Raw genomic sequence first — 22,755 nt, forward strand, 5'->3', positions numbered from 1 at the left:
CGCTCCGAATCCGCCCCGGCCGAGTCGATACTGGAAGGACCACGACCGAACGGACGGAAGATGGCGACGGACCCCACCGTCGATCCGACAGCGATCGACATCAAGCTGGACCCGATGCGGCAGCACCTGGTCGGGATCACCGCGCACAAGCACCTACCGTTCGACGTCCCGGTCATCAGTGAGGTCGCGCCGAATCTGTGGCAGGGCGGGTGCCGGGAGGGGCTGGTGCTGCCGAACTTCGTCAAGCATGTCGTCTCGCTGTATCCGTGGGAGCAGTACGACATCCGGCACACCATCGACTCCGAGATGTACGTGCGGATGTACGACAGCGCCGAGCAGGGGTTCGAGCAGGTGGACGCGCTCGCGGCGTGGGTGAACGTGTGCCGGGAGACCGGGCCGGTGCTGGTCCACTGCCAGGTGGGGCTCAACCGGTCGAGTCTCGTGGCGGCGCGGGCGATGGTGCTGTCCGACGAGGCGGATCCGGCGGGGGCGATCGCGGTGCTGCGGGAGCGGCGGTCGCCGGCATGCCTGTGCAACGACGCGTTCGAGGAATGGCTGCTGAGCGAACCCGCGTCAGACGCCCGCGACCCCGAGTAGCTGCCCGATCCCGTAGGTCACGACCATCGCGAGCGCGCCGCCCGCCACCACCCGCAGCACGGCGCGGGACCGGCGCGCCCCGCCCAGCCGGGCGCTGAGGCTGCCCGTGATCGCGAGCGCGATGAGCACCGCCGCGAACGTGACCGGGATACGAGCGGTGGCCGGGGGCAACAGAATCGCGAGCATCGGCAGGATCGCCCCGACGGTGAACGAGATCGCCGAGGCGCCGGCGGCCTGCCACGGGTTGGTGAGTTCGTCCGGGTCGATGCCCAGTTCGGCCTCGGCGTGCGCGGCGAACGCGTCGTGCTCGGTCAGTTCCTCGGCCACCTTCCGGGCCGTCTCGGGGGAGAGCCCCTTCGCCTCGTACAGCGACGCGAGTTCCTCGAGTTCGGCGTCGGGGATGGTCGACAGCTCGAGCTTCTCCTTGGCCAGCAGCGCCCGTTCGGTGTCGCGCTGGGTGCTCACCGAGACGTACTCGCCGAGCGCCATCGACACCGCACCGGCCGCGAGACCGGCCAGGCCCGCGGTGAGGATCGGCCCGCGGTCGGTGGTGGCCGCCGCGACACCGACGACCAGGCCGGCGACCGAGACGATGCCGTCGTTGGCGCCCAGCACACCGGCCCGCAACCAGTTCAGCCGCGACGACAGCGAGCCGAGGTGCGGTTCCGCGTCGTGCATTCCGGCCGGACCGGCTTGATCGGGCGACTCCTTGTGCGAGGTCACGTCTCGAAGAGTATTGCGGTCGTGCGTGCGCGACCAGCAATGCAAGGCTGTCCGAAGTTCACGGTTGGAAAGGGTTCGCGGCGCGCAGGTAGGGTCGGCCCCGAAACTCGTCGAATATGGGGGGAAATGTCCGAATGGGTGTGATGATTCTTCTTGTCGTACTACTGATCCTGGTGCTCATCGCCGGGATCGTCGTGTTCGTCCTGCGCACCAAGCCCGCGGCCACGCCGCGGCGGGTCGATCCGCTGGCCGACTATCCGGAGGTCTACGACCCGCACAAGATCGGCGTCGGCGACATCATCACGTACGCCGGCATCGACCACGTCGTCCGCGGGACCATCACGCTCGACGAGGAGGGCTACCAGTGGCGCGAACACCTGCTGGACGGCTCAACCGGGCGCCGCTGGCTCACCGTCGAGGACGACGAGGGCGACCTCGAGATGACGCTGTGGATGCGTCGTGAGGGGACCGGCCTGGAACCGGGCGGCGACGTGATCCTCGACGATCGCGTGTACCGGAAGATCGAGTCCGGGTCCGCCCGTTTCACCGCCGAGGGCACCACCGGCACCGCCCCGACCGGGTCGATGGACTACGCCGACTACGAGACCGCCGACAAGACCGGCCTGCTGGCGTTCGAGCGCTGGGCGAGGACGTCGTCGTGGGAGGTCTCGACCGGACGCGCCGTCACCCGCGGCGAGCTGACCGTGATCCACGCCGGTCCGCCGCAGTGAGCGTCCATCTCCTCGAGGTCGAACCGACGGACGTCGCCGCGGATGCGTTGGGCCTCGTGCTCGACGCCCCAGCGCCCGACACGCTCGCGGAACTGCGCCTGCACGACGCCCTCGCAGGGTCGCTGACCCTGGGCGTGCTGGGGGCGTCGCACGTGGTGGTCGCCGAGGCGGACGGGCGGGTGCTCACCGAGCAGGTGTCCTGCGACGCCGTGCGCTCCGGCGGCCGGCGACTGCCGGAAGTCGAAGAGCGGCACGGCTATCGGTTCGTCTCGCGCACCGAGCAGGTGCCCGAGGACGAGTTCCGGCGCCGCGCGGCCGCGCTGCGGGAACAGTCGTCGGGGGAGGGCTGGGTGTGCGGGGCGTTCCCGGGCGATCGCGATGCGCTCACCGCGCTGACCGCGACCGCGCAGGCGGGGCAGTGGCATTGGCGGACCTGGCACCTGTATCCCGGCGTCGGGGGCGGCACCGTCGTCGCGACCGAGAGCCGGTGGCGGCCGTGAGGCGGGCCGTGGCCGGCGCGATCCTCGGCGCCGTCGTCCTGCTCACCGCGGGCTGTGGTAGCAGCAGCGTGCGGGACCACCTCGCCGAGAACTTCGAACACCGTGGCGCGCAGGGCGACATCACCAACTACTGGTCGCCGGACCCGGTGGGCACGACCGTGACCCGGATCGTCGACGAGGACGAACCGGCGGCGAGGAAGGCCGACGGCAACAACGAATATCTGCGTTACAACGACGACATCGTCACGGTCGGCCCGGCCGCGGGCGGCGGCAGTGACATCTCCGTCGAGGATCTCGACGGCCGCTACCGCGGTGGGCACTTCGTCTATCTCGGGCCCGGATTCACGCCCGGATCGCCGGCCGCGGGCAACACCTCCGGCGGATCCGGAGATGCGAAATGACCTCCATCACAGACCTATCGGGGAGCGCGAACATGACCGTGACGAACCTGGCCGCCGCCACCGAGATCGGAACCGTCGAGTTCCTGCCGATGGTCGGGGGCGTGCTCGCCACCCTCGCGTTCTTCGCCGTCGGGATCGCCGTGCTCACGGCCGGATTCGCGATGCTCGACGCCCTGACCCCGGGCAACCTCCGTCACCAGGTGTACGTGGAGAAGAACCCCAACGCGGCGCTGCTGCTCGGCGCCAACCACCTGGCGCTGGCCATCATCGTGATCACCGCGATCCTCACCAGCTCCGACGGCTTCGCACAGGGGCTGGCCGATTCGCTGGTCTACGGCGTCGTCGGTGTGGTGCTGCAGGCGGCCGCTCTGGCGATCATGAACGTGGTGCTGCCGGGACGGCTCGTCGCGCTGGTGGCCGAACCCCGCATGTGCGGGGCGGCGTGGGCCGTCGCGGTGACCCTGTTCTCGGTGGGCCTGGTCAACGCCGCCGCCCTGTCGTGACGGTCACCGCGTCGGCGGAGGCCCCGTCGGCGGCTCCTGCGCTGGGGCGGCGGTCGCGGGTGCTGCTGCTCGCGGCCGTCGCCGCGTGCGCGGCCTGTGGGCTCGTGTACGAGCTGGCGCTGCTGACGCTGTCGGCGAGCCTGACCGGCGGCGGTATCACCGAGACGTCGCTCATCGTGGCCGGATTCGTCGCGGCGCTCGGTCTCGGTGCGCTGGCGGCCAAGCCGCTGCTCACGCGCGCGGCGCCGTCGTTCGTCGCCGTCGAGGTGGTGCTGGGCCTCGTCGGCGGCGTGAGCGCCGCGGCGCTGTACGTCGCGTTCACGTTCCTGGGCTCGTCGACGTGGGTGCTGGTGCTGGCGACCGCCGCGATCGGCATGTTGGTCGGTGCCGAGGTGCCGCTGCTCATGACGCTGCTGCAGACCGGTCGGGACACCGACGCTGCCGACACCGGCAAGGTCCTCGCCAACCTCAACGCCGCCGACTACGCGGGCGCCCTCATCGGCGGACTGGCGTGGCCGTTCCTGCTGCTGCCGGCGGCGGGGCTGATCCGCGGCACCGCGCTCACCGGCATGGTGAACCTGGTGGCCGCGGCCGTCGCGGCGCTGTTCCTGCTGCGCGGACACCTGAAGCCGGTGGCCCGGGCGGCGGCCATGCTGGCGCTGCTGATCGCCGCCGCGCTGCTCGGCACGCTGCTGGTGCGCGCGTCGGACATCGAGACGACGTCGCGCCAGCGGCTCTACCCGGACCCGGTCGTGTACGCGCAGCGCTCGCAGTACCAGGAGATCGTGGTCACCGAACGCTCCGGCGACGTCCGGCTGTACCTGGACGGCGACCTGCAGTTCTCGAGCCGCGACGAGCACCGCTACACCGAGGCGCTCGTATACCCGGTGCTCGCACGGGATCCGCAGCGCGTGCTGATCCTCGGCGGCGGCGACGGTCTGGCGGCGCGTGAGGTGCTGCGGCAGGACGGGGTTCGCGAGATCGTGCAGGTGGAGCTCGATCCCGCTGTACTCGACCTGGCGAACACCAAGCTGCGCGACCTCAACGGCGGCGCGCTCGAGGACGAGCGGGTGCAGGTCGTGACCGCCGACGCGTTCCGGTGGCTCCGCGAACGGGACGGAAACGGGTTCGACGCGGTGATCGTCGACCTGCCCGACCCCGACACCCCGACGCTGGGCCGGCTGTACTCCACCGAGTTCTACGGACTGGTCGGGGCCGCACTCAATCCCGGTGGGCTGATGGTGGTGCAGTCGGGCAGCCCCTACTCGACGCCCGACGCCTACTGGCGGACCGTGTCGACCGTCGCATCGGTGGGCCTCGGGGTGACGCCGTACCACGCCTACGTGCCCAGCTTCGGTGACTGGGGCTACGTCCTCGCGCAGGCGGGACCGGCTCCCGCCCTGGCGCTCTCGCCGTCCGCGCCGCCCCGCAAGTTCCTCGACGACGCGACCCTCGCCGCGGCGGCGGTCTTCCCCCTCGACCGGCCCCGCCGCGATCTCGAACCGTCGACCCTCGACCGGCCGCGGATCGTCGACGACATGCGGCGCGGGTTCGAGCGGTAGCGAGTCCGCGAGCCGAACACCGGCGACCGCGGCGGGAAACCGGATTGATAGAAATACCGTCGTGTCTTCTTCAATTCGGCGAGGTCCCCGGCCCACTGCCCGCGCAGCCGGACTCGTCCTCGGGTATGTCGCCGATCGGGCCTTCGGCGATCCCCGGCGTCTGCATCCGGTTGCCGGATTCGGGCTCACGGCAATGGCATTGGAGAAGCGCACCTACGCCGACAGCAGGCTCTCGGGCGCCGTGCACACCGCAATCCTGGTGGGCGCGACCGGCGCCGCCGGAGTCCTCGCCGAGCGCCTCGGCAGGCGCGCCGGTTGGGTAGGGGAGACCGCGGTGACCGCCGCGGCGACGTGGACGGTCCTGGGCGGAACCTCACTCGCGGACACCGGTCGCACGATGGCCCGGCACCTCGAGGCCGGTGATCTGGAATCCGCGCGCGCCCTGCTGCCTTCGCTGTGCGGCCGGGATCCGAGCGTCCTCGACGCCGACGGACTGGCCCGCGCCAGCCTCGAATCCGTCGCGGAGAACACCTCCGACGCCACCGTCGGTGCGCTGTTCTGGGGTTCGGTCGCCGGGGTGCCCGGCCTGCTCGCGTACCGGGCGTCGAACACGCTGGACGCGATGATCGGCTACCGCAACGACAAGTACAACCGGTTCGGGTGGGCGGCGGCGCGCTGGGACGACGTCGTCAACCTGGCCCCGGCCCGCCTCGCCGGGGCGCTGACCGTCGCCGCGGCCCCCGTCGTCGGCGGTTCGCCGCGCGCGGCGTTGGAGGCGTGGCGGCGGGACGCGTCCGCGCATCCGAGTCCCAACGCCGGCGTGGCCGAGGCGTCGGCGGCCGGCGCCCTGGGCGTGCAACTGGGCGGCCGGACCGAGTACGCCCACGGCGTCGAGATGCGGCCCACCCTCGGCTCGGGTCCGGCGCCGGTCGTCGCGGACCTCGAGCGGGCCGCGCGCCTGTCGTCGGCGGTCCAGGCCGGGGCCGCGGTGGTGGCCGCTGCAGCCGCCCTGGCGCTGGGCCGACGCCGCTCCCGGGGCGCCTGACACCGCTGCGATGATTCCTCGGCGCGGTCGAGGTCCTTCCCTGCAGGATTGCAGCGAGGAGGCAGCAATGATCATCGTGGCGGGACATCTGACGGTCGCGGCGGAGGACCGGTCGGCCTACCTGGACTCGTGCCGGGATGTCGTGGCGCAGGCCCGATCGGCGCCCGGGTGCATCGAGTACGCGCTCGGCGCCGACTTACTGGCGCTCGACCGGATCAACGTTCTCGAAATGTGGGCGACGCGATCCGCGCTCGACGCCTTCCGTGGCGACGGACCGGGCGACGACATGGTGACGCGGATCCTGGCTATCGACGTCCGCGAGTTCGAGTGCGAACGCCCGTGACCGGCTACCGCTCGGTCGTGTGCAGCCGCGCGAGCTCGCGGATCAGCGGTGCTTGCCGTAGCGGTCGGCGAGCTTCGCCTCCGAGGCCGTGACCGGGGCGTCCTCGGTCTTGTTCTTGCGGCGCAGTCCGCGGCGGGTCGGCAACTGGAAGTCGTCGGTGGCCGGCGTCGTCGCGGCGGGTGCCGGTTCAGTTGCTTCCGGGGCGGCCCGGGAAACGTCGGGCACCGCGGGGGCGTCGGGGACCGGAGTCTCCGCCGCCCGCTGCTTCGCCTTGCGCCGCTCACGCAGTTCGGCGCGGACGAAGTACGCGAGACCCAGCGGCGCCATGATGCCGAACGCCAGCCACTGCAGGCCGTACGAGAGATACGGCCCCGCGTCGATCTGCGGCAGCGGGATCGTGCCCAGTCCGCCGGGCTGGGCGTCGTTCAACTGGAGGTAGCCGTTGACCAGATCGGTACCGATGAACTGTCCGATCTGGCCGGAGTCGATGTAGTACACCTGGCGGGTGCCGGCCTCGTTGATCGGCTCCTTGCCGGGGACGGTGCCCTCCGACATCCGGATCCGGCCCTCGACCGTCACCTCGCCGGTGGGGGGAGCCGGGATGGGCGGCGCCTGGGTGCCCTGTTCCGGGCGGACGTAGCCGCGGTTGACGAGCAGGGTGTCGCCGTCGGACATCTTCAGCGGCGTCAGCACCTCGTACGCGGGCTTCTCCTCGACCGAGCGCAGCCGCACCAACAGGTCGCTGTCCGGGACGTAGGTGCCGGTCGCGAGGACCTTGCGCCACTCGTCGTTCTGGGCCGGGCCGCCCGCGTCCAGCAGCGTGTCGATCGACACCGCCTCCGCGTCGAGGGACTGCTCGAGCAGCCCGTTGCGCTCCTCGGTCCGGGTGTTCTTGCCGAGCTGCCACGGGGCGAGCACGGTGAAGCACATGAAGGCGAAACCGGCGACGACGGCAGCCAATGCCAGCCAGCCGGGTCGCAGCAGAAAACTCAGCCTACGCACGGGTACCACGGTACTGGCTCGCGCGCAGGTCAGTTCTCGCGCACCCAGTCCAGCAGGCCCGGCACGGCCGCCTCGATCTGGTCGCGGACGAGTTCGAAATCGGTGAGGTCGCCGTAGTACGGGTCCGGCACCGAATCGCCGTCGGCGCCGGGATCGAAGCTGCGCAGCAGGCGGCGGTTCTCGTCGGGCACCCCGAGGCGGGCGAGGATCCGGTCGTGTCCGCTGTCGAGCGGAACCACCAGGTCGGCGGACAGATGGTCGTCGTCGACCTGCGCGGCGCGGTGCCCGGTCGGGTATCCGGCGGCCTCGAGAACCTTGTCGGTGCGCGGGTCCGCGCCGTCGCCGACGTGGTACCCGTGGGTGCCCGCACTGGTGACGCGGACCCGGTCGTCCAGGCCTGCGCGGCGCACGTGTTCGGCGAAGATGCGTTCGGCCATCGGTGAGCGGCAGATGTTTCCGGTGCACACGAAGGTGACGTGAATCATGCTCATGTCACGCCGCCCGCGTCAGGATCCGGGTGAGATCCTGACGCCGCCCGCGTCAGGATCCGGGTGAGATCGGCGACCGTCGGTGCCGTCCATCGGGCGCCTTCGGCTTCGGAGGTGGTGCCGTACCCCCACTCGACGAACACCGTCGGGATGCCCCAGTGCCCGGCGCCGTGGACGTCGTGCTCGCGGTCGCCGATCATGACGACGTCGGTGGTGCCGCCCACCGTCGCCGGTAGACCCAACCCGCCGAGGACGTGCTCGATGACGTCCGCCTTGGCGCGGCGGGACCCGTCGCTGCTGGCCCCGCCGATCACCTCGAAGTAGCCGGCGAGACCGAAGTGCTCGAGGATCCGGATCGCGAACTTCTCGGTCTTGGACGTCGCGACCGCGAGACGCGCGCCGCTGTCCCGCGCAATCGTCAGCATCGCCTCGACGCCGTCGTACACCTCGTTCTCCGACCACCCGACGGCGTCGTAGCGCTCGAAGTACGCGGCCAGCGCCGCCGCGGTGGCGGTCTCGTCCAGGCCCATGCCGCGCATCGAATCCATCAGCGGCGGTCCGATGACCGTCCCGAGCATCTCCGCGGTGGGGGCCGGCGCGCCGACCGCGGCCAGCGCGTGCCGGAAGCCGTTGTGGATGCCGAGGGCGGAGTCGGTGAGGGTGCCGTCGAGGTCGAACAGCAGGACGGGGGCGAGGGGCGAAGCGGACGTTGTCACCCGTTCATTGTGCTCAGACGCCCGCGGCGGCGCGCACCGGCTCGCGCCGTAGGCTCGACGGCTATGGAATTCGGTTCGGGAACGGCGCTCGACGCGCTCGCGCGCTTGCGGCACCACGGCGACGCCGAGGCCGATCCCGGACTGCTCGACTTCGCGGTGAACGTGCAGGGTGACGGCCCGCCCGAGTGGCTGCGGAGCCGACTCGCCGACGCGCTCACCGGGCTGGGCCGGTATCCGGCCGCGGCAGCCGACCGACGCGCACGGGAACAGGTCGCGGCCCGGCACGCACGCGCACCCGAGGAGGTGCTGCCGCTCGCCGGCGGCGCGGAGGGGTTCGCGATGCTGCCGCGGCTGGAGCCGCGCGAGGCCGCGTTGATCCACCCGTCGTTCACCGAACCCGAACTCGCGCTCCGTGAGGCGGGTGTCCCGGTCACGCACGTCACCCTCGACGCCCCCTACCGGCTGGATCCGTCGGCGGTGCCCGAGTCGGCCGACCTGGTCGTGATCGGCAACCCCACCAACCCGACGTCGGTGCTGCACCCCGCCGCCGACGTCCTGGCGTTGCGCCGCCCGGGCCGGATCCTCGTCGTCGACGAGGCCTTCATGGACGCGGTGCCGGGGGAGACGGAATCGGTCGCCGGACACTCCCTGCCCGACGTCCTGGTGCTGCGCAGCCTGACGAAGACGTGGGCGCTGGCCGGGCTGCGCTGCGGGTACGCCCTCGGCCACCCCGAGGTCCTGGACCGGCTGACCGTCGGCCGCCCGCACTGGCCGGTCGGCAGCCTGCCACTCGAGGCGATCACCGCATGCAGCGAACCCGCCGCCGTCGCCGAGGCGGGGGAGAAGTCGCTGCGGATCGCGGCCGACCGCGAAATTGCAGTCGCGCTGCTGCGGGACGCCGGCATCGCGGTGCACACCCCGGCCGCAGCACCGTTCCTGCTGCTGCACCTGCCCGACGGCGACCGCATGCGCACCCACCTGCGGGAGCGGGGCGTCGCGGTGCGCCGCTGCGACACCTTCCCGGGGCTCGGCCCCGACTTCCTGCGCATCGCGGTCCGGCCGCGAGCGATGACCGAACAGTTGATCGTGACGATGAGGGAGATCCTGTGACCGCAACCCCGCCCGCCCCGACCCTGGCCGACGTGATCGGCGCCCTCGAGGCGGCCTACCCGCCGGCGCTGGCCGAGTCGTGGGACTCGGTGGGGCTGGTGGCCGGCGATCCCGCCGACGAGGTGCGCAAGGTGGTTGTCGCCGTCGACGCGACCGCCGCGGTCGTGGACGAGGCGCTCGCGACCGGCGCCCAGCTGCTGCTGGTGCACCACCCGTTGCTGCTGCGCGGCGTGGACACCGTCGGCGCGCATACCCCGAAGGGCGCGCTGCTGCACCGGCTGATCCGCGGTGGCTGCGCGCTCTACAGCGCCCACACCAATGCCGATCGCGCCGACCCCGGCGTCTCCGACGCGCTCGCCGGTGCGCTGGGCCTGGTCGCGACCCGCCCGCTGATCCCGATCCCCGACACCGTCACCGACAAGTGGGTGGTGATGGTGCCGACCACCGACACCGCTCGGGTACGTGACGCGCTGTTCGCGGCCGGCGCCGGCGAGCTCGGCGACTACCGGGAATGCAGCTGGACGGTGACCGGGGACGGCCAGTTTCGGCCGCTTCCGGGCGCGACGCCCACGCTCGGCGAGGTCGGCGAGGTGGAGGCGGTGCGCGAGGACCGCGTCGAGGTGATCGCGCCGCGCAGGTCGCGGGCCCGGATCCTGGCGGCGCTGCGGGCCGCGCATCCGTACGAGGAACCGGCCTTCGACGTGTTCGAGACCGCGGACTTCCCGGGCAGCCGCGGGCTGGGCCGCATCGGCGAGCTGCCCGAGCCGCAGACACTGCGGGAGTTCACCGCGCGGGTCGCCGCGGCGCTGCCCCGGACCGAGTGGGGCGTGCGGGCAGCCGGCGACCCCGATCGCGTCGTCCGCACCGTCGCGGTGTGCGGCGGGTCGGGCGACTCGCTGCTCGACACGGTGTCCGGCCTCGGCGCCGACGTCTACGTCACCGCGGACCTGCGGCACCACCCGGCCGACGAGCACCTGCGCCGGGGCGGTCCGGCCCTCGTCGACGTGGCGCACTGGGCCAGCGAACAGCCGTGGTGCGCCCAGGCCAAGAGCGTGCTCGACGCCCGGTTCGGGAGCGTCGACGGATGGGACACGCGGGTGACCGAACTGCGCACCGACCCGTGGACCGTCGCCTGCCACTGACGCGTGCCGCGGCGGGGTGCCCGATGTGGTCGGTGCACCGCGCCGTCGGGGGTACGGTTGACACCTGATCTCGGCCCGATCGAGAACCGTGACCAACAAGAACACAGCAGGAGCTTCCACGCGTGAACGTCGATCCCTCAGTGCAGTCCAAGCTTCTCCAGCTCGCCGGTGTCGACACCGAGCTGGCACGGCTCGCGCACCGTCGCTCCTCGCTGCCCGAGCAGCAGGAAGTTGAGCGGCTCGAGGCCGAGCGACTCTCTCGCAAGGACGCTGCCGTGTCCGTGGAGATCGTGCTCGACGATCTGGACCGCGACATCAAGAAGCTCGAGGGTGAGGTCGACGCGGTCCGTCAGCGCGAGACGCGGGACCGCAAGCTGCTCGAGGGTGGCACGCTGGCCCCGAAGCAGCTGTCCGAGCTGCAGCACGAGCTCGGCAGCCTGGAGCGTCGGCAGAGCGTCCTCGAGGACGAGCTGCTCGAGGTGATGGAGCGCCGCGAGGCATCGCAGGCCGACCACGACCACGCGGGCGCGCGCCTGACCCAGGTCGAGGACGAACTGATCGACGCCGAGCGCCGCCGCGACGACGCCGTCGCCGATCTCGACAAGGCCCAGGAACGCTGCGACACCGACCGCTCCGGTCTGGTCGGGCTGTTCCCCGACGACCTCCTCGCGATCTACGAGAAGCAGCGCAGCGAGCGCGGTGTCGGTGCGGCGCTGCTGCAGGCCCGCCGCTGCGGCGCGTGCCGCATCGAGATCGACCGCGGCGAGCTGGCCCGCATCGCCGCGACCCCCGCCGATGTCGTCGTCCGGTGCCCCGAGTGCAGCGCAATCATGGTGCGCACCAAGGAATCCGGTCTGTGACTTCTGACCGGGTCGTCGTCGAGGCCGACGGCGGATCGCGCGGCAATCCCGGCCCGGCGGGCTACGGCGCCGTGGTGTTCGACGCCGCCCGCGGCCGGGTGCTCGCCGAACGGCGCGAGTTCCTCGGCGTGGCCACCAACAATGTCGCCGAGTACCGCGGACTGATCGCGGGGCTGACCGCCGCCCGGGACCTCGGCGCGCACGAGGTGGACGTTCGGATGGACTCCAAGCTCGTGGTCGAGCAGATGTCGGGGCGCTGGAAGATCAAGCACCCGGACATGATTCCGCTCGCGCAGCGCGCGCGGGACGTGGCCGACGGGTTCGCGCACGTGAGCTACACGTGGATCCCGCGGGCCGAGAACTCGCACGCCGACCGCCTCGCCAACGAGGCGATGGACGGCGAGGACGCCATGACGTCCGGGTTCGCTGGGGCCGACGCGGCACCCGAACCCGAGACTGCGCCCGAACCGGCCACCGAGACGGCCGCCACGGCGTCGCCCGGCTGGACCGGCGCCATGGGCGCGCCCACGCGCATGCTGCTGCTGCGGCACGGCCAGACCGAACTGTCCGTCGAACGTCGCTACTCGGGCCGAGGCAACCCGCCGCTCACCGCGTTCGGGCGCGCTCAGGCGCAGTCGGCGGCGCAGCGTCTCGCCGACAAGGGTGCGATCGCCGCGGTGGTGTCGTCGCCGCTCGGCCGGGCCCGCGAGACCGCCGCCGCCGCGGCCGACGCGCTCGGTCTGCCGGTCACCGTCCACGACGGCCTGACCGAGACCGACTTCGGTAAGTGGGAGGGGCTGACGTTCACCGAAGCCCAGCAGCGCGACCCCGAGCTGCACACCCGCTGGCTTTCGGACACCTCGGTGCGCCCGCCGGAGGGCGAGAGCTTCGACGAGGTCCGGGCGCGGATCGAGGCGGCCCGGGACGACCTGACGGCGTCGTACGCGGGCGCCAACATCCTGGTCGTGACCCACGTGACGCCGATCAAGACGCTGCTACAGCTGGCGCTCGACGTCGGGCCGTCACTGCTGTTCCGGTTGCACCTGGATCTGGCGTCGCTGAGCATCGCCGAGTTCTACCCGGACGGCGGCTCGTCGGTCCGGCTGGTCAACGATACGTCGCACTTGTAGGACCGTCGTCGTGCCGCGGCAGCACGACACCGAGGAACACCAGCACGACGCCGGCGACGAGGTGGAGCCAGCTCGAGGCGTAGTTGATCGACATGAAGTTCGACGCCGTCTCGGGCTGGATCACCAGTCCGTACACGGCCAACATGACCGAGACCAGGCCGCTGGCGATGAGGAACATCTCCGCGGTGGCCAGCTTGCGCGACATCGCCAGCCCGATGACCCCACTGGTGATGTGCGCGACGTTGTGCAGGACCGACACCTCCATCAGACCCAGCATGCGGGCGCCCGTTCCGGGGCCGGCCCACGCGATGTCGTCGACGCCGGACGTGACACCCGGAACGAAACCGAGCAGTCCGATCGCGATCAGGCCGGCCGCGACGACGGTCGTGGCGAGTTGGGTCGTCGTCCGGGCGAGGCCTTCGGGCTCGTCCATCGATTCCACCTCCGGTGGCCACATGGTTGCTCGACTCCCGGCTACCCATTCTCCCTGTACTCCCACCCGGTGGGCATCCGATTGGATTACGGATGGACGGCAGGCGTAACCTCGTCCGCTGTGAACGCCATGCTGACCTGTCGCCGTTATGTCGACAACTGTCTGCAGGCGAGCGCGGTCTGTCGCCACTGACATCCGGTCGACCCCTCGAGTCCCGGATCGGCTCGATTTCCCCGAGCCTGCCGTGCGTCCCTCTTCGGTCGCGCGCGTCGTCGCGTGCCGCCGTCTCCACATCTCCACCCGAAAGGCCCTCATGTCGGCCCCCACCCTCGACGCGCCTCGGCGCGCCCTGCCCAAATGGGCAACCTCGTTCGGCCCGCAGATCGTCGCCGGTCTGATCCTCGGCGTCGTCATCGGACTGATCGCCCGTGCCATGCCCGACGCCGCCGACGGCCACGAGAACTGGCTGGTCGGTACCGTCAAGACGATCGGCTCGAGCTACGTTGCGCTGCTCACCGTCGCCGTGATTCCGCTGATCTTCACCGCGATCGTCAGTTCCATCGCGAATCTGCGCAACGTCGCGAATGCCGCCCGGCTCGCGGTGCAGACGCTGCTGTGGTTCGCGATCACGGCGTTCATCGCGGTGCTGGTCGGCATCGTCGTCGGCCTGATCACGCAGCCCGGCGCCAACACCACGGTCGACGCCACCAAGGCGACCGAGCCCAAGACCGGCGGCTCGTGGTGGGCATTCCTCACCGGTCTGGTGCCGCAGAACTTCCTCGGCCTCGGCGCCAAGACCACCGTCGCCGGTGACGCCGCGTCAGGGTTCTCGGCGACCACGTCGCTGAGCTTCAACGTGCTGCAGCTGCTCGTCGTCGCGATCGCGATCGGCATCGCCGCCCTCAAGGTCGGCGAGAAGGCCGAGCCGTTCCTGAACTTCAACGCCGCACTTCTCGCGATCGTGCAGAAGGTGCTGTGGTGGATCATCCGCCTCGCCCCGATCGGCACCGCGGCCCTGATCGCCAAGGCCGTCGCCACGTACGGCTGGGACGCGATCGGTCAGCTCGGCGTGTTCACCATCGCGGTGTACATCGGCCTGGCGATCGTGTTCTTCGTCGTGTACCCGATCCTCATCCGCGTGCACGGACTGTCGGTGAAGAACTTCTACTCCGGAGTGTGGCCGGCCACGCAGCTCGGTTTCGTCTCCCGCTCCTCGATCGGCACGCTGCCGCTCACCGAGCGGGTCACCGAACGCAACCTCGGTGTGCCGCGCGAGTACGCGTCGTTCGCGGTGCCGCTCGGCGCGACCACCAAGATGGATGGCTGCGCGGCCGTGTACCCGGCAATCGCGGCGATCTTCGTCGCGCAGTTCTACGGCATCGACCTGAGCGTCACCGACTACCTGCTCATCGTCGTGGTGTCGGTGATCGGTTCGGCCGCCACCGCCGGCACCACCGGTGCCACCGTCATGCTCACCCTGACGCTGTCGACGCTGGGCCTGCCGCTGGCCGGTGTCGGTCTGCTGCTCGCCGTCGAGCCGATCGTCGACATGGGTCGCACCGCGCTCAACGTCACCGGCCAGGCGCTGGTCCCGACGATCGTCGCCAAGCGGGAGGGCATCCTGGACGAGGAGCTGTACAACGCGCCGCGTCAGGGCGATCCGTTCGCCGACGAATCGCTCGAACCGGCCCGCTGATCCCGGTCACAGGACCAGCCACAGCACCGTCGTCGCAGCGACGACGGTGAGGGGCGTGGTCGCCAGCCCGAGCTTGGTGAACGTGCCGAGCTCGGGCCGGCACCCGGCGGCCGCCGCGACGCGGCGCCACAGCATGGTCGCGAGCGAACCGACATAGGTGAGGTTGGGGCCGAGGTTCACCCCGATCAGCAGCGCCAGCACCAACCCGGTGGGCGCCGACGGCCCGAGCGCCGCGAGCAGCAGCAGCGTCGCCGGCAGATTGTTGAGCAGATTCGCCGCGACCGCCGCGACGAGCGCCACCGTGAGCATCTCCGCTAGGCCGGCGTCGTCGGGCAGCAGAGCACCGATCCAGTCTCCGATGGGGCCGGATGCGACCCCGGCGACCACGACGCCGAGTGCGAGCACGAACGCGCAGAACCACAGGTCCGCCGCGAACAGCATGCGCCGCGGCGTCGTGCGGCCGTCCCGCAGCGCGGGGACCGCCAGCACCAGTGCGCCCGCCGCGGCCACCCAGCCGGGAGCGATCCCGACCAGGCCACCGACCGTGAAGCCGAGCAGCGTCGCAGCCAGCACCGCCAGCGTCGCGACCGGCGCGGGGCCGACCTCGGGCGGGGGAGTCGGTGCGGCCGTCGTATCCGGCGTGGCCAGGTCGGAGCGGAAGAAGATCCGGAACACCGCCCATTCAAGGGCGATCGTCACCACCCAGGGCAGTGCCATCACCGCCGTGAAGTGAACGAACGTCAGTCCGGTCGCGGAGAACGCGATCAGGTTCGTCAGGTTCGACACCGGCAGCAGCGTCGACGCCGAATTCGACAGGTGGGCGGTGGCGTACGCGTGCGGCCGGGCCGACAGGCCGAGTGAGCGGGCCGCACGGATCACGACGGGCGTCAGCAGCACCACCGTCGCGTCGAGGCTGAGGACTGCGGTCGTGACCGCCGCGACCGCGAACACCGCCGCGAGCAGCCGCCCGGGACCGCGTGTGCCGTCGCGCGTGAGGATCCCGGCCACCCAGGCGAAGACGCCCGCCGCGTCCGCCAGGTGCGCGAGGACGAGGATCGCCGCGAGGAACCCGACCGTCGGAGCCAACGCGGTGATCTCCGACCACGCCTGCGCCGGCGTCACGACGCCGATCCCGACCGCCAGCACAGCGGCGGGGGCCGCCACGACGATCTCGGGGAGGCCCCGCGGGCGCACGATCGCGAAGACCAGCACCGCGGCCACGAGCACGACCGCCGCGATCGGGAGCGCGTTCACTTCAGGAGCTTCACCAGTGTGCGCAGGTTCCGGGTGGTGGTGACCGCCTTGAGTTTCGGCTTGCCGGTGTTCTTGCCGAAGCTGCTCTTCAGTGTCATCCCGCGCTCGACCTCCCAGTACAGGACGCCGTCCCCGGCCGCGATCCGTTCGACGTCCGGGTCCAGCGTCTCCTTGGCTTCGAGCAACCCGCCCAGCACCGACGGGTCCGCCGTGAACATCACGTACGGATGCCAGCCCTCGCGCTCGGGATCGAACGGATACGACTCGACGATGCTCGCCACCGTGGCGGTGTCGAGCACGAACACCCACGCCTCGTACCCGAAGGCCTTCCGGAGCGCGGCCTCGATGGTCGCTTTCAGACCCGCGACGTCCGTCGAGTCCGAGGAGAACAGCACGTTGCCCGACGCGAGGACCGTCTTCACGTCGTCGAATTCGAGGTCGACGAAGACCTGGCGCAGGTCGGCCATCTTGATGTTGATACCGCCGACGTTGATTCCTCGCAGAAGTGCCACGTAACGCGTCATGGCGCGACGATAGTGCGGGGCACCGACACCGCGGGTTCGGACACGGCGACCGCACCCAGTAGTCTTGTCGTGCGGACGAGTTGGCTGGGCGGCCGCGGCTACGGGAACCGACATCGTCGCGGTGTCAGGCCCGGGGCCGAGGAAAGTCCGGACTCCACAGAGCAGGGCGGTTGCTAACGGCAACCCGAGGTGACTCGCGGGACAGTGCCACAGAAAACAGACCGCCGGCGCTCAGGCGTCGGTGAGGGTGAAAAGGTGCGGTAAGAGCGCACCAGCGCCCCGGGTGACCGGGGCGGCTAGGTAAACCCCGCCCGGAGCAAGGTCGAAGGCCGCACCGATGTCCTCCGGGACGACGGTGCGGCTGCGCAGGTGTTCGAGGGCTGCTCGCCCGAGCCTGCGGGTGGACCGCTCGAGGTACCCGGCAACGGTGTGCCCAGATGGATGGTCGCTACCCGGCGCGCAAGCGGCGGGGACAGGATCCGGCTTACACGCCAACTCGTCCGCCCACACGCCGATACGAGAAAGGCCCCCGGTACATACCGGGGGCCTTTCTCGTTGTCTGTCCTACTGGAAGTGGCCACCGATCGGGTTGATCATGAGCAGCTTGGCCCAGTACTCGGCGCCGGCCTGGCCGAGGTAGGGAAGAAGCGTGTCGAAGATGATGTAGGACATGCGGGGCTCCGATCTGTGACGCCAGCGCGTCGAAACTGGGGTGACGCGAGGCGTCGGCCAAAATGCGCGGTACGCGCAGAGATTAGCAGTCGGCGTCGGATTGTCACAGACCTACGTCCGGGACTTCGCCACGAAGCCATGTCCCCCTCACGCGCCGATCACGGATGGCGTGGTGGCGGTGCGCCTCGCGAGGCACACTGAGGGAATGAGCGACGACGACAAGCAGTGGTACTTCAGCCTCAGCGACGGATCGGTGACCCAGGGCAAGGCGGCCAACGTCTTCGATCGGATGGGGCCGTATCCGGACCGGGAGAGCGCCGAGCGGGCGCTGCAGACCGCGGCCGAACGGAACAAGGCCGCGGACGACGCGGACGACGAGTGGAACGCCTGACCGACACCCCTCGGACACCCCGGTCCGTCGGCATGGCCCGGGTGACCGCCCGTGGCGTCGACTTCCGCTCGGTCCGAGCCGAATTCGCGCTCGAGGAGGAGTTCTCCGCGACCGTACTCGCCGAGGTGGCGGCCGCCGAGGACGCCTGGCTCGGCGAGCGCGCGGTCCGGACGGCGCTGCCGTTGGTGACGATCGACCCGCCGGGTTCTATGGATCTGGACCAGGCGCTGCATCTCGAGCGCACCGCGAGCGGGTTCGTCCTGCACTACGCGATCGCCGACGTCGGCGCGGTGGTCCGGCCGGGCGGCGCCCTGGACCTGGCCGCCCGGGACCGCGGCCAGACCGTCTACCTGCCCGACGGTTCGGTGCCGCTGCATCCGCGGCCGCTGTCGGAGGGGTCCGCGAGTCTGCTGCCGGACACGACCCGGCCGGCCGCGCTGTGGCGGATCGAACTCGACCACGACGCCCACCCGGTCGAGGCGAGCGTCGTGCGGGCGCTCGTCCGTTCGGTCGCGCGCTTCGACTACGCCACGGTGCAGGCCGACTCCGAGTCCGGCACGCTGCACCCGTCCATCGCCGCGCTGCCGGAGTTCGGCCGGTTGCGGGCGGCGGCCGCGCTCGATCGGGGCGCCATCGAACTGCGTCTGCCCGAGCAGCGTGTCGTCGCCGACGGCGACGGCTGGCGGGTGGAGATCGAACCGCGCACCGAGGCCGACGACTGGAACGCCGAGGTGTCCCTCCTGACCGGAATGTGCGCGGCCCGAATGATGCTCGACGCGGGCGTCGGCCTGCTCCGGACGATGCCGGCGGCCGCGCCGGGAGCCGTCGAGTCGATGCGCCGCACCGCGGGCGCCCTCGGGGTGCCGTGGACGGACGGTGCCGGGGTCGGTGCCGTCCTGGCCGGCCTCGATCCGAACACCGCCGCGTCCCTCGTCCTGATGACCGAGGCGACGACACTGCTGCGCGGGGCCGACTACGTCGCGTTCGACGGTGAGATCCCCGACGTGGTGGGGCACTCCGGGATCGGCGGCCCGTACGCGCACGTGACGGCGCCGCTGCGCCGACTGTCCGACCGGTTCGCCGCCGAGGTGTGCCTGGCCGTCTCGGCGGGAGTGGCGGTACCGGACTGGGTGCGGGCCGCGCTCCCTTCGCTGCCGGCGCTGATGCGGACGTCGGACTCGCGGGCGAACCGGGTCGACAAGGCGTGCGTGGATCTCACCGAGGCCACCCTGCTCGCGGGACGGATCGGGGAGGTGTTCGACGCGACCGTGCTGCGGTCCGCGAACGGCAAGCGTGGCGCGGAGGTGTTCGTGCCGGCCGTCTCGGTGATCGCCAAGTGCACGGGGGATCCGGCCGAGGGCGACGAGGTGAAGGTTCGGCTGACGCAGGCCGACGTCGTGGGCCGGTCCGTGCAGTTCACCTTCCCCGCCTGAGGTCAGTGCCCCGGTTGCAGATGCCGGTGGGCCCGTCGAATCGCCTTGACGTGCCGCGGCAGCGCGTCCACCGCGCGGCCGGCTCGCTGCTCCTCGGTGGCATACAGCAGGCCGTAGGTGAAGGTGTCCTCGTCGTCCTCACGGGCCTGCACGACCGTGTCGATGATCCACGCCCGGGCGAGAACGCCGTCCTGATGGTCGCCCAACAGCGTCTGCAGGGATTTCGCAGTGCTGCCGAGATCGGCCGCAGACGGTTCGGCCACGGCGACGGCCTCGGCAGCGTAGCGGAGCTTCTTGGCCCGCTTGCGAACCCGGTGCAGTGCCGGTCCGACGTCGGCGCCGTCCTCGTCGACGAGCCTGTGGACCTTCCTCGCGGCCTTGCGGAGCTGGCGGTACGCCTTCTCGAGTCCGCCGCGCAGCGTCAGGTCCGTCGGGACCGCGTGCTCGCCGGACGTGACCTCGTCGAGCAGTGCGCACAGTGCCGCGTACCGCGGTTCGGCGAGGACCTCGACCACGTGCGCGTGGGCCGCGCGGTACAGGTCCTGCTGCGTCCCGACGAGCCGCTGGTGCACGGACCCGACCACCAGATCGCCCGGCTGCGTGTCGATGAGGGTCGAGAACCGGTCCGCGAGCACCTCCGCGTCGCGGGCCTTCCCGAGAACCGATCCCAGCCAGCGCAGTTCGGCCCGCGCGGTTCGGGTCGCCTCGGGCGGGAACGCATGCCGGTAGGAGCCGAGCAGGCTGCGGAGCCGGCGCGTGGACACCCGCATCTGGTGCACCGAGTCGTCGGCGTCCGCGCGCACGTCGGCGGCGAGCGAGACCAGTCGCTCGTAGTGTCCCCGCGCCGCGGGAACGATCACCTCGGGCACCGAATCGCCGGACCCGTGCTTGCGTGCGGCCACGCTTCAGGTCTACCAGCGCGGACCGTGCGCGTCGACCGAAACCGTCACGCGCGGAAGCGGTCCGTGGCCTCGATCAGGTGATGGGTGATGCCCGGCTCGGCGGCGGCGTGGCCGGCGTCGTCGACGATGTGCAGCTCGGATCCGGGCCAGGCGCGGTGCAGTTCCCACGCGCTGGTGGCGGGGCACACGACGTCGTACCGGCCCTGGACGATCACACCCGGGATCGAGGCCAGCGCATCGGCGTCGCGCAGCAACTGGGCCTCGTCGATGAAGCCCGCGTTGCGGAAGTAGTGGTTCTCGATCCGGGCGAACGCCAACGCGAATCGCGGCTCGGACGTCTCGTCGACCCGGTCGGGCCGGGGCAGCAGCGTGCTGGTCGCGCCCTCCCAGCTGGACCACGCGATCGCGGCCCGCAGCGCCACGTCGGGATCGTCGGAGTGCAGCAGCCCGTGATAGGCCTCGACCAGGTCGCCGGAGCGCTGCCCGGGCGGAACGGGGGCGAGGAACTGCTCCCACCGCTCGGGGAACAGGTTCCCGGCGCCGCCGTTGTAGTACCAGTCGATCTCGCTGCGGCGGAGCAGGAAGATGCCCCGCAGCACCAGCTCGGTGACCCGGTCGGGGAACCGCTGCGCGTACGTCAGCGCCAGCGTCGACCCCCACGAGCCGCCGAACACCTGCCAGCGGTCGACGCCGAGATGCTCACGGAGCGCCTCGATGTCGGCGACGAGGTGGTCGGTGGTGTTCACCGACAGGTCCGCGCCGTCGGCGACGTGTGGCGTCGACCGACCGCAGCCGCGCTGGTCGAACAGCACGATCCGGTAGGCCGCGGGATCGAAGAATCCGCGGTGCGCCGGATCGGTGCCGCCGCCGGGACCGCCGTGCAGGAAGACGACGGGCTTGCCGTCCGGGTTCCCGCTCACCTCCCAGTAGAGGAGCTGCCCGTCGCCGACCGACAGGAACCCCGTCTGGTGCGGCGAGATCGGGGGATACGGTGTCCGCACGGCTCAGAAGCCGATCAGCGCGGATGCGAGGTTCGGGATCTCGAGCGCGTACAGCGCGCCGTCGCGCACCTGCGGGCACTGTGCGGTGGTGATGGTGTCGATCTGCGCGCGGTCGCCGGCGAGCTTCAGGAGGTCGACGCCGTTCGCGGTGGCCCACGAGATCACCACGGTGTTGAGCCCGCCCTTGCCGATGGTCGGGGTGTAGGTGCGCCAGTTCTGCAGCTGCCCCTCGATGTCCGAGCACAGCTGCGCGGCCTGGGCGTCGGTGACGCCGGTCGCCGTGCCGGTCTCGCCGCCGGCCGTCGACGACGGTTTCGGCGCCGACGTCAGGGCCGAGGTCTGCGCGCTGTTGCCGGGCGTCGGGGATTCGCCGGTGCTGCAGCCGCCGACGAATGCGGCGAGTGCGGCGGTCGCGGCGACGGTCGCCGCGAGGCGTCCTCGGCGTGCGGTCATGGATGCACCTCGGTTCTGATCGGGGAGCTGCTGCGCAGTCCGGAACGTCGAGTGTGCCAAAAAACGGGAAGGTCGTCCGATCTCGTCGGCCGACCTTCCCGTCGTTCGTGCTGCCGGACGCGTCAGAAGCTGTGCTCGGCGGCGGGGAACGCCCCGGACTCCACCTCGGACGCGTAGGCGGCCGCGGCGTCGCGCAGCGCGGTGCCGACCTCGCCGAAACGCTTGACGAACTTCGCGGTCTTGCCGCTGGTGAAGCCGGCCATGTCCTGCCACACCAGCACCTGGGCGTCGCATTCGTTGCCCGCGCCGATGCCGACGGTCGGGATCGTCAGCTTGCGGGTCACCTGGCCGGCGATGTCGGCGGGCACCATCTCCATGACGACGGAGAATGCGCCGGCCTCCTGCACCGCGATGGCGTCGGCGACGAGCTGCTCGGCGCCGTCGCCGCGGCCCTGCACGCGGAAGCCGCCCAGGCTGTTCACGGACTGCGGGGTGAAACCGATGTGGGCCTGCACGGGGATGCCGGCCGCGGTGAGCGCCGCGATCTGCGGGGCCACGCGCTCGCCGCCCTCGAGCTTGACGGCGTGCGCCTGGCCTTCCTTCATGAAGCGGAAGGCGGTCTCGAGTGCCTGCTGCGGGGAGGCCTCGTACGTGCCGAACGGCAGGTCGGCGATCACGAGGGCGTGCGGTGCACCGCGCACGACGCCGCGCACGAGCGGGAGCATCTCGTCGATCGTGACCGGCACCGTGGTGTCGTAGCCGTAGACGACGTTCGCGGCGGAGTCGCCCACGAGGAGCACCGGGATGCCGGCCTCCTCGAACAGCCGGGCGCTCGAGTAGTCGTATGCGGTGAGCTCGGCCCAGCGGGTGCCCTCGGCCTTCATCGCCTGCAGGTGATGGATGCGGGTCTTGCGCTTGGGTGCCGCGGGAGCGGCGGAACCGTAGACAGCGTTTTCGGACATCGTTGTCCCTTTCTGGCCTCGAGGCCCGCCTGTGCGGGTCCCCGGGTGGGATGCTGACGGTCTCAGTCTGCCACCGCGTCGCGGGGCCACGTAGAGCTGTTTCGGTGCCGTTCGTCACACCTCACTTCTGCGTTTTGCGCACTTGTCGCGACGGGTCGCCGCGCCCGGTCGCGACAAGTGC

The 22,755-nt window shown here is 71.3% G+C and carries 26 protein-coding genes and 1 other RNA gene; 16 read left to right on the plus strand and 11 right to left on the minus strand.

Annotation, left to right across the window (positions count from 1 at the left end; genetic code table 11):
* Positions 1–60: 60 nt before the first annotated feature.
* Positions 61–597, plus strand: coding sequence for a dual specificity protein phosphatase family protein (locus tag LCL87_RS13130; RefSeq protein WP_225020256.1), 537 nt, complete (start codon positions 61–63; stop codon positions 595–597).
* On the opposite strand, the gene LCL87_RS13135 is transcribed toward LCL87_RS13130, so the two are convergent.
* The gene (locus tag LCL87_RS13135) at positions 574–1,275 is read right to left on the minus strand and encodes a VIT1/CCC1 transporter family protein (protein ID WP_225020296.1); all 702 of its coding nucleotides are present in this window, start codon (positions 1,273–1,275) and stop codon (positions 574–576) included. The two genes, LCL87_RS13130 and LCL87_RS13135, sit on opposite strands and share 24 nt — an antisense overlap.
* Before the next feature lie 179 nt (positions 1,276–1,454).
* On the opposite strand from LCL87_RS13135, the gene LCL87_RS13140 reads away from it, so the two are divergent.
* From LCL87_RS13140 to LCL87_RS13170, 7 genes are all read left to right on the plus strand, one after another.
* On the plus strand, positions 1,455–2,051 hold the full coding sequence (locus tag LCL87_RS13140; RefSeq protein WP_225020258.1) for a DUF4178 domain-containing protein: 597 nt from the start codon (positions 1,455–1,457) through the stop codon (positions 2,049–2,051).
* The gene (locus LCL87_RS13145) at positions 2,048–2,551 is read left to right on the plus strand and encodes a DUF2617 family protein (protein WP_225020260.1); all 504 of its coding nucleotides are present in this window, start codon (positions 2,048–2,050) and stop codon (positions 2,549–2,551) included. Before LCL87_RS13140 ends, LCL87_RS13145 begins: the two co-directional genes overlap by 4 nt.
* Positions 2,539–2,952 carry a DUF4247 domain-containing protein gene (locus LCL87_RS13150; RefSeq protein ID WP_510850757.1) on the plus strand — a complete coding sequence of 138 codons (414 nt, stop codon included), beginning with the start codon at positions 2,539–2,541 and terminating at the stop codon, positions 2,950–2,952. The genes LCL87_RS13145 and LCL87_RS13150 overlap by 13 nt, the downstream gene beginning before the upstream one ends.
* Positions 2,953–2,984: 32 nt before the next feature.
* Positions 2,985–3,455 carry a DUF350 domain-containing protein gene (locus LCL87_RS13155; protein ID WP_225020262.1) on the plus strand — a complete coding sequence of 157 codons (471 nt, stop codon included), beginning with the start codon at positions 2,985–2,987 and terminating at the stop codon, positions 3,453–3,455.
* A complete protein-coding gene (locus LCL87_RS13160) occupies positions 3,452–5,017 on the plus strand; it encodes a polyamine aminopropyltransferase (protein WP_225020264.1) in 1,566 nt (521 codons plus the stop codon). Before LCL87_RS13155 ends, LCL87_RS13160 begins: the two co-directional genes overlap by 4 nt.
* Positions 5,018–5,078: 61 nt before the next feature.
* Positions 5,079–6,062 carry a cobalamin biosynthesis protein gene (locus tag LCL87_RS13165; protein ID WP_225020266.1) on the plus strand — a complete coding sequence of 328 codons (984 nt, stop codon included), beginning with the start codon at positions 5,079–5,081 and terminating at the stop codon, positions 6,060–6,062.
* A 67-nt stretch (positions 6,063–6,129) separates the two neighbouring features.
* On the plus strand, positions 6,130–6,405 hold the full coding sequence (locus LCL87_RS13170; RefSeq protein ID WP_225020268.1) for an antibiotic biosynthesis monooxygenase family protein: 276 nt from the start codon (positions 6,130–6,132) through the stop codon (positions 6,403–6,405).
* Positions 6,406–6,447: 42 nt separating this feature from the next.
* Here the strand turns inward: LCL87_RS13170 and LCL87_RS13175 are convergent, their stop codons facing one another.
* The 3 genes from LCL87_RS13175 to LCL87_RS13185 are packed head-to-tail and all read right to left on the minus strand — an operon-like array spanning position 6,448 to position 8,611.
* A complete protein-coding gene (locus LCL87_RS13175) occupies positions 6,448–7,407 on the minus strand; it encodes an SURF1 family cytochrome oxidase biogenesis protein (protein WP_225020269.1) in 960 nt (319 codons plus the stop codon).
* A gap of 29 nt (positions 7,408–7,436) precedes the next feature.
* Positions 7,437–7,892 carry a low molecular weight protein-tyrosine-phosphatase gene (locus tag LCL87_RS13180; RefSeq protein WP_510850758.1) on the minus strand — a complete coding sequence of 152 codons (456 nt, stop codon included), beginning with the start codon at positions 7,890–7,892 and terminating at the stop codon, positions 7,437–7,439.
* Positions 7,893–7,894: 2 nt separating this feature from the next.
* Positions 7,895–8,611, minus strand: a complete 717-nt coding sequence (locus LCL87_RS13185) for an HAD hydrolase-like protein (protein WP_225020273.1) — start codon at positions 8,609–8,611, stop codon at positions 7,895–7,897.
* A 63-nt stretch (positions 8,612–8,674) separates the two neighbouring features.
* Between LCL87_RS13185 and cobC the strand changes: the two genes are divergently transcribed.
* The 4 genes from cobC (at position 8,675) to LCL87_RS13205 (ending at position 12,853) form a co-directional block, all read left to right on the plus strand.
* A complete protein-coding gene (gene cobC, locus LCL87_RS13190) occupies positions 8,675–9,721 on the plus strand; it encodes an Rv2231c family histidinol phosphate aminotransferase CobC (RefSeq protein WP_225020275.1) in 1,047 nt (348 codons plus the stop codon).
* Positions 9,718–10,863 carry a Nif3-like dinuclear metal center hexameric protein gene (locus tag LCL87_RS13195; protein ID WP_225020277.1) on the plus strand — a complete coding sequence of 382 codons (1,146 nt, stop codon included), beginning with the start codon at positions 9,718–9,720 and terminating at the stop codon, positions 10,861–10,863. Before cobC ends, LCL87_RS13195 begins: the two co-directional genes overlap by 4 nt.
* A gap of 122 nt (positions 10,864–10,985) precedes the next feature.
* Positions 10,986–11,723: a CT398-like coiled coil hairpin domain-containing protein gene (locus LCL87_RS13200; RefSeq protein ID WP_225020278.1), complete on the plus strand. Its 738-nt coding sequence runs from the start codon at positions 10,986–10,988 to the stop codon at positions 11,721–11,723.
* On the plus strand, positions 11,720–12,853 hold the full coding sequence (locus LCL87_RS13205; RefSeq protein ID WP_225020280.1) for a bifunctional RNase H/acid phosphatase: 1,134 nt from the start codon (positions 11,720–11,722) through the stop codon (positions 12,851–12,853). The genes LCL87_RS13200 and LCL87_RS13205 overlap by 4 nt, the downstream gene beginning before the upstream one ends.
* Here the strand turns inward: LCL87_RS13205 and LCL87_RS13210 are convergent.
* Positions 12,831–13,286: a DUF4383 domain-containing protein gene (locus tag LCL87_RS13210; protein ID WP_225020282.1), complete on the minus strand. Its 456-nt coding sequence runs from the start codon at positions 13,284–13,286 to the stop codon at positions 12,831–12,833. The genes LCL87_RS13205 and LCL87_RS13210 overlap by 23 nt on opposite strands.
* A 313-nt stretch (positions 13,287–13,599) precedes the next feature.
* Between LCL87_RS13210 and LCL87_RS13215 the strand changes: the two genes are divergently transcribed.
* The gene (locus LCL87_RS13215) at positions 13,600–14,982 is read left to right on the plus strand and encodes a dicarboxylate/amino acid:cation symporter (protein ID WP_225020298.1); all 1,383 of its coding nucleotides are present in this window, start codon (positions 13,600–13,602) and stop codon (positions 14,980–14,982) included.
* Between the two features lie 6 nt (positions 14,983–14,988).
* Here LCL87_RS13215 and LCL87_RS13220 read toward each other — a convergent pair whose 3' ends face one another.
* Both LCL87_RS13220 and LCL87_RS13225 read right to left on the minus strand, forming a co-directional pair.
* Positions 14,989–16,236, minus strand: coding sequence for an SLC13 family permease (locus tag LCL87_RS13220; protein WP_225020284.1), 1,248 nt, complete (start codon positions 16,234–16,236; stop codon positions 14,989–14,991).
* Positions 16,233–16,760 (minus strand): DUF1697 domain-containing protein, encoded by a 528-nt coding sequence (locus tag LCL87_RS13225; RefSeq protein WP_225020286.1) that lies wholly within the window; start codon positions 16,758–16,760, stop codon positions 16,233–16,235. Before LCL87_RS13225 ends, LCL87_RS13220 begins: the two co-directional genes overlap by 4 nt.
* Positions 16,761–16,836: 76 nt before the next feature.
* On the opposite strand from LCL87_RS13225, the gene rnpB reads away from it, so the two are divergent.
* The 3 genes from rnpB (at position 16,837) to LCL87_RS13240 (ending at position 19,256) form a co-directional block, all read left to right on the plus strand.
* Positions 16,837–17,263, plus strand: an RNA gene (gene rnpB, locus LCL87_RS13230) — RNase P RNA component class A.
* 374 nt (positions 17,264–17,637) lie between these two features.
* Positions 17,638–17,823: a hypothetical protein gene (locus LCL87_RS13235; RefSeq protein WP_225020288.1), complete on the plus strand. Its 186-nt coding sequence runs from the start codon at positions 17,638–17,640 to the stop codon at positions 17,821–17,823.
* A gap of 32 nt (positions 17,824–17,855) precedes the next feature.
* Complete coding sequence (locus LCL87_RS13240) at positions 17,856–19,256, plus strand: RNB domain-containing ribonuclease (protein WP_225020299.1); 1,401 nt, start codon at positions 17,856–17,858, stop codon at positions 19,254–19,256.
* A 2-nt stretch (positions 19,257–19,258) separates the two neighbouring features.
* Here the strand turns inward: LCL87_RS13240 and LCL87_RS13245 are convergent, their stop codons facing one another.
* The 4 genes from LCL87_RS13245 to panB form a co-directional block, all read right to left on the minus strand.
* The gene (locus LCL87_RS13245) at positions 19,259–20,158 is read right to left on the minus strand and encodes a CHAD domain-containing protein (RefSeq protein WP_225020289.1); all 900 of its coding nucleotides are present in this window, start codon (positions 20,156–20,158) and stop codon (positions 19,259–19,261) included.
* Positions 20,159–20,202: 44 nt separating this feature from the next.
* Positions 20,203–21,159 (minus strand): prolyl aminopeptidase, encoded by a 957-nt coding sequence (pip, locus tag LCL87_RS13250; protein WP_225020291.1) that lies wholly within the window; start codon positions 21,157–21,159, stop codon positions 20,203–20,205.
* 3 nt (positions 21,160–21,162) lie between these two features.
* Positions 21,163–21,612: a hypothetical protein gene (locus LCL87_RS13255; protein ID WP_225020293.1), complete on the minus strand. Its 450-nt coding sequence runs from the start codon at positions 21,610–21,612 to the stop codon at positions 21,163–21,165.
* Between the two features lie 122 nt (positions 21,613–21,734).
* Positions 21,735–22,574 carry a 3-methyl-2-oxobutanoate hydroxymethyltransferase gene (panB, locus tag LCL87_RS13260; RefSeq protein ID WP_225020294.1) on the minus strand — a complete coding sequence of 280 codons (840 nt, stop codon included), beginning with the start codon at positions 22,572–22,574 and terminating at the stop codon, positions 21,735–21,737.
* Between the last annotated feature and the right edge of the window lie 181 nt (positions 22,575–22,755).

The sequence above is a fragment of the Prescottella equi genome, assembly GCF_020171745.1.
In the GTDB taxonomy this organism is placed as follows: domain Bacteria; phylum Actinomycetota; class Actinomycetes; order Mycobacteriales; family Mycobacteriaceae; genus Prescottella; species Prescottella equi_A.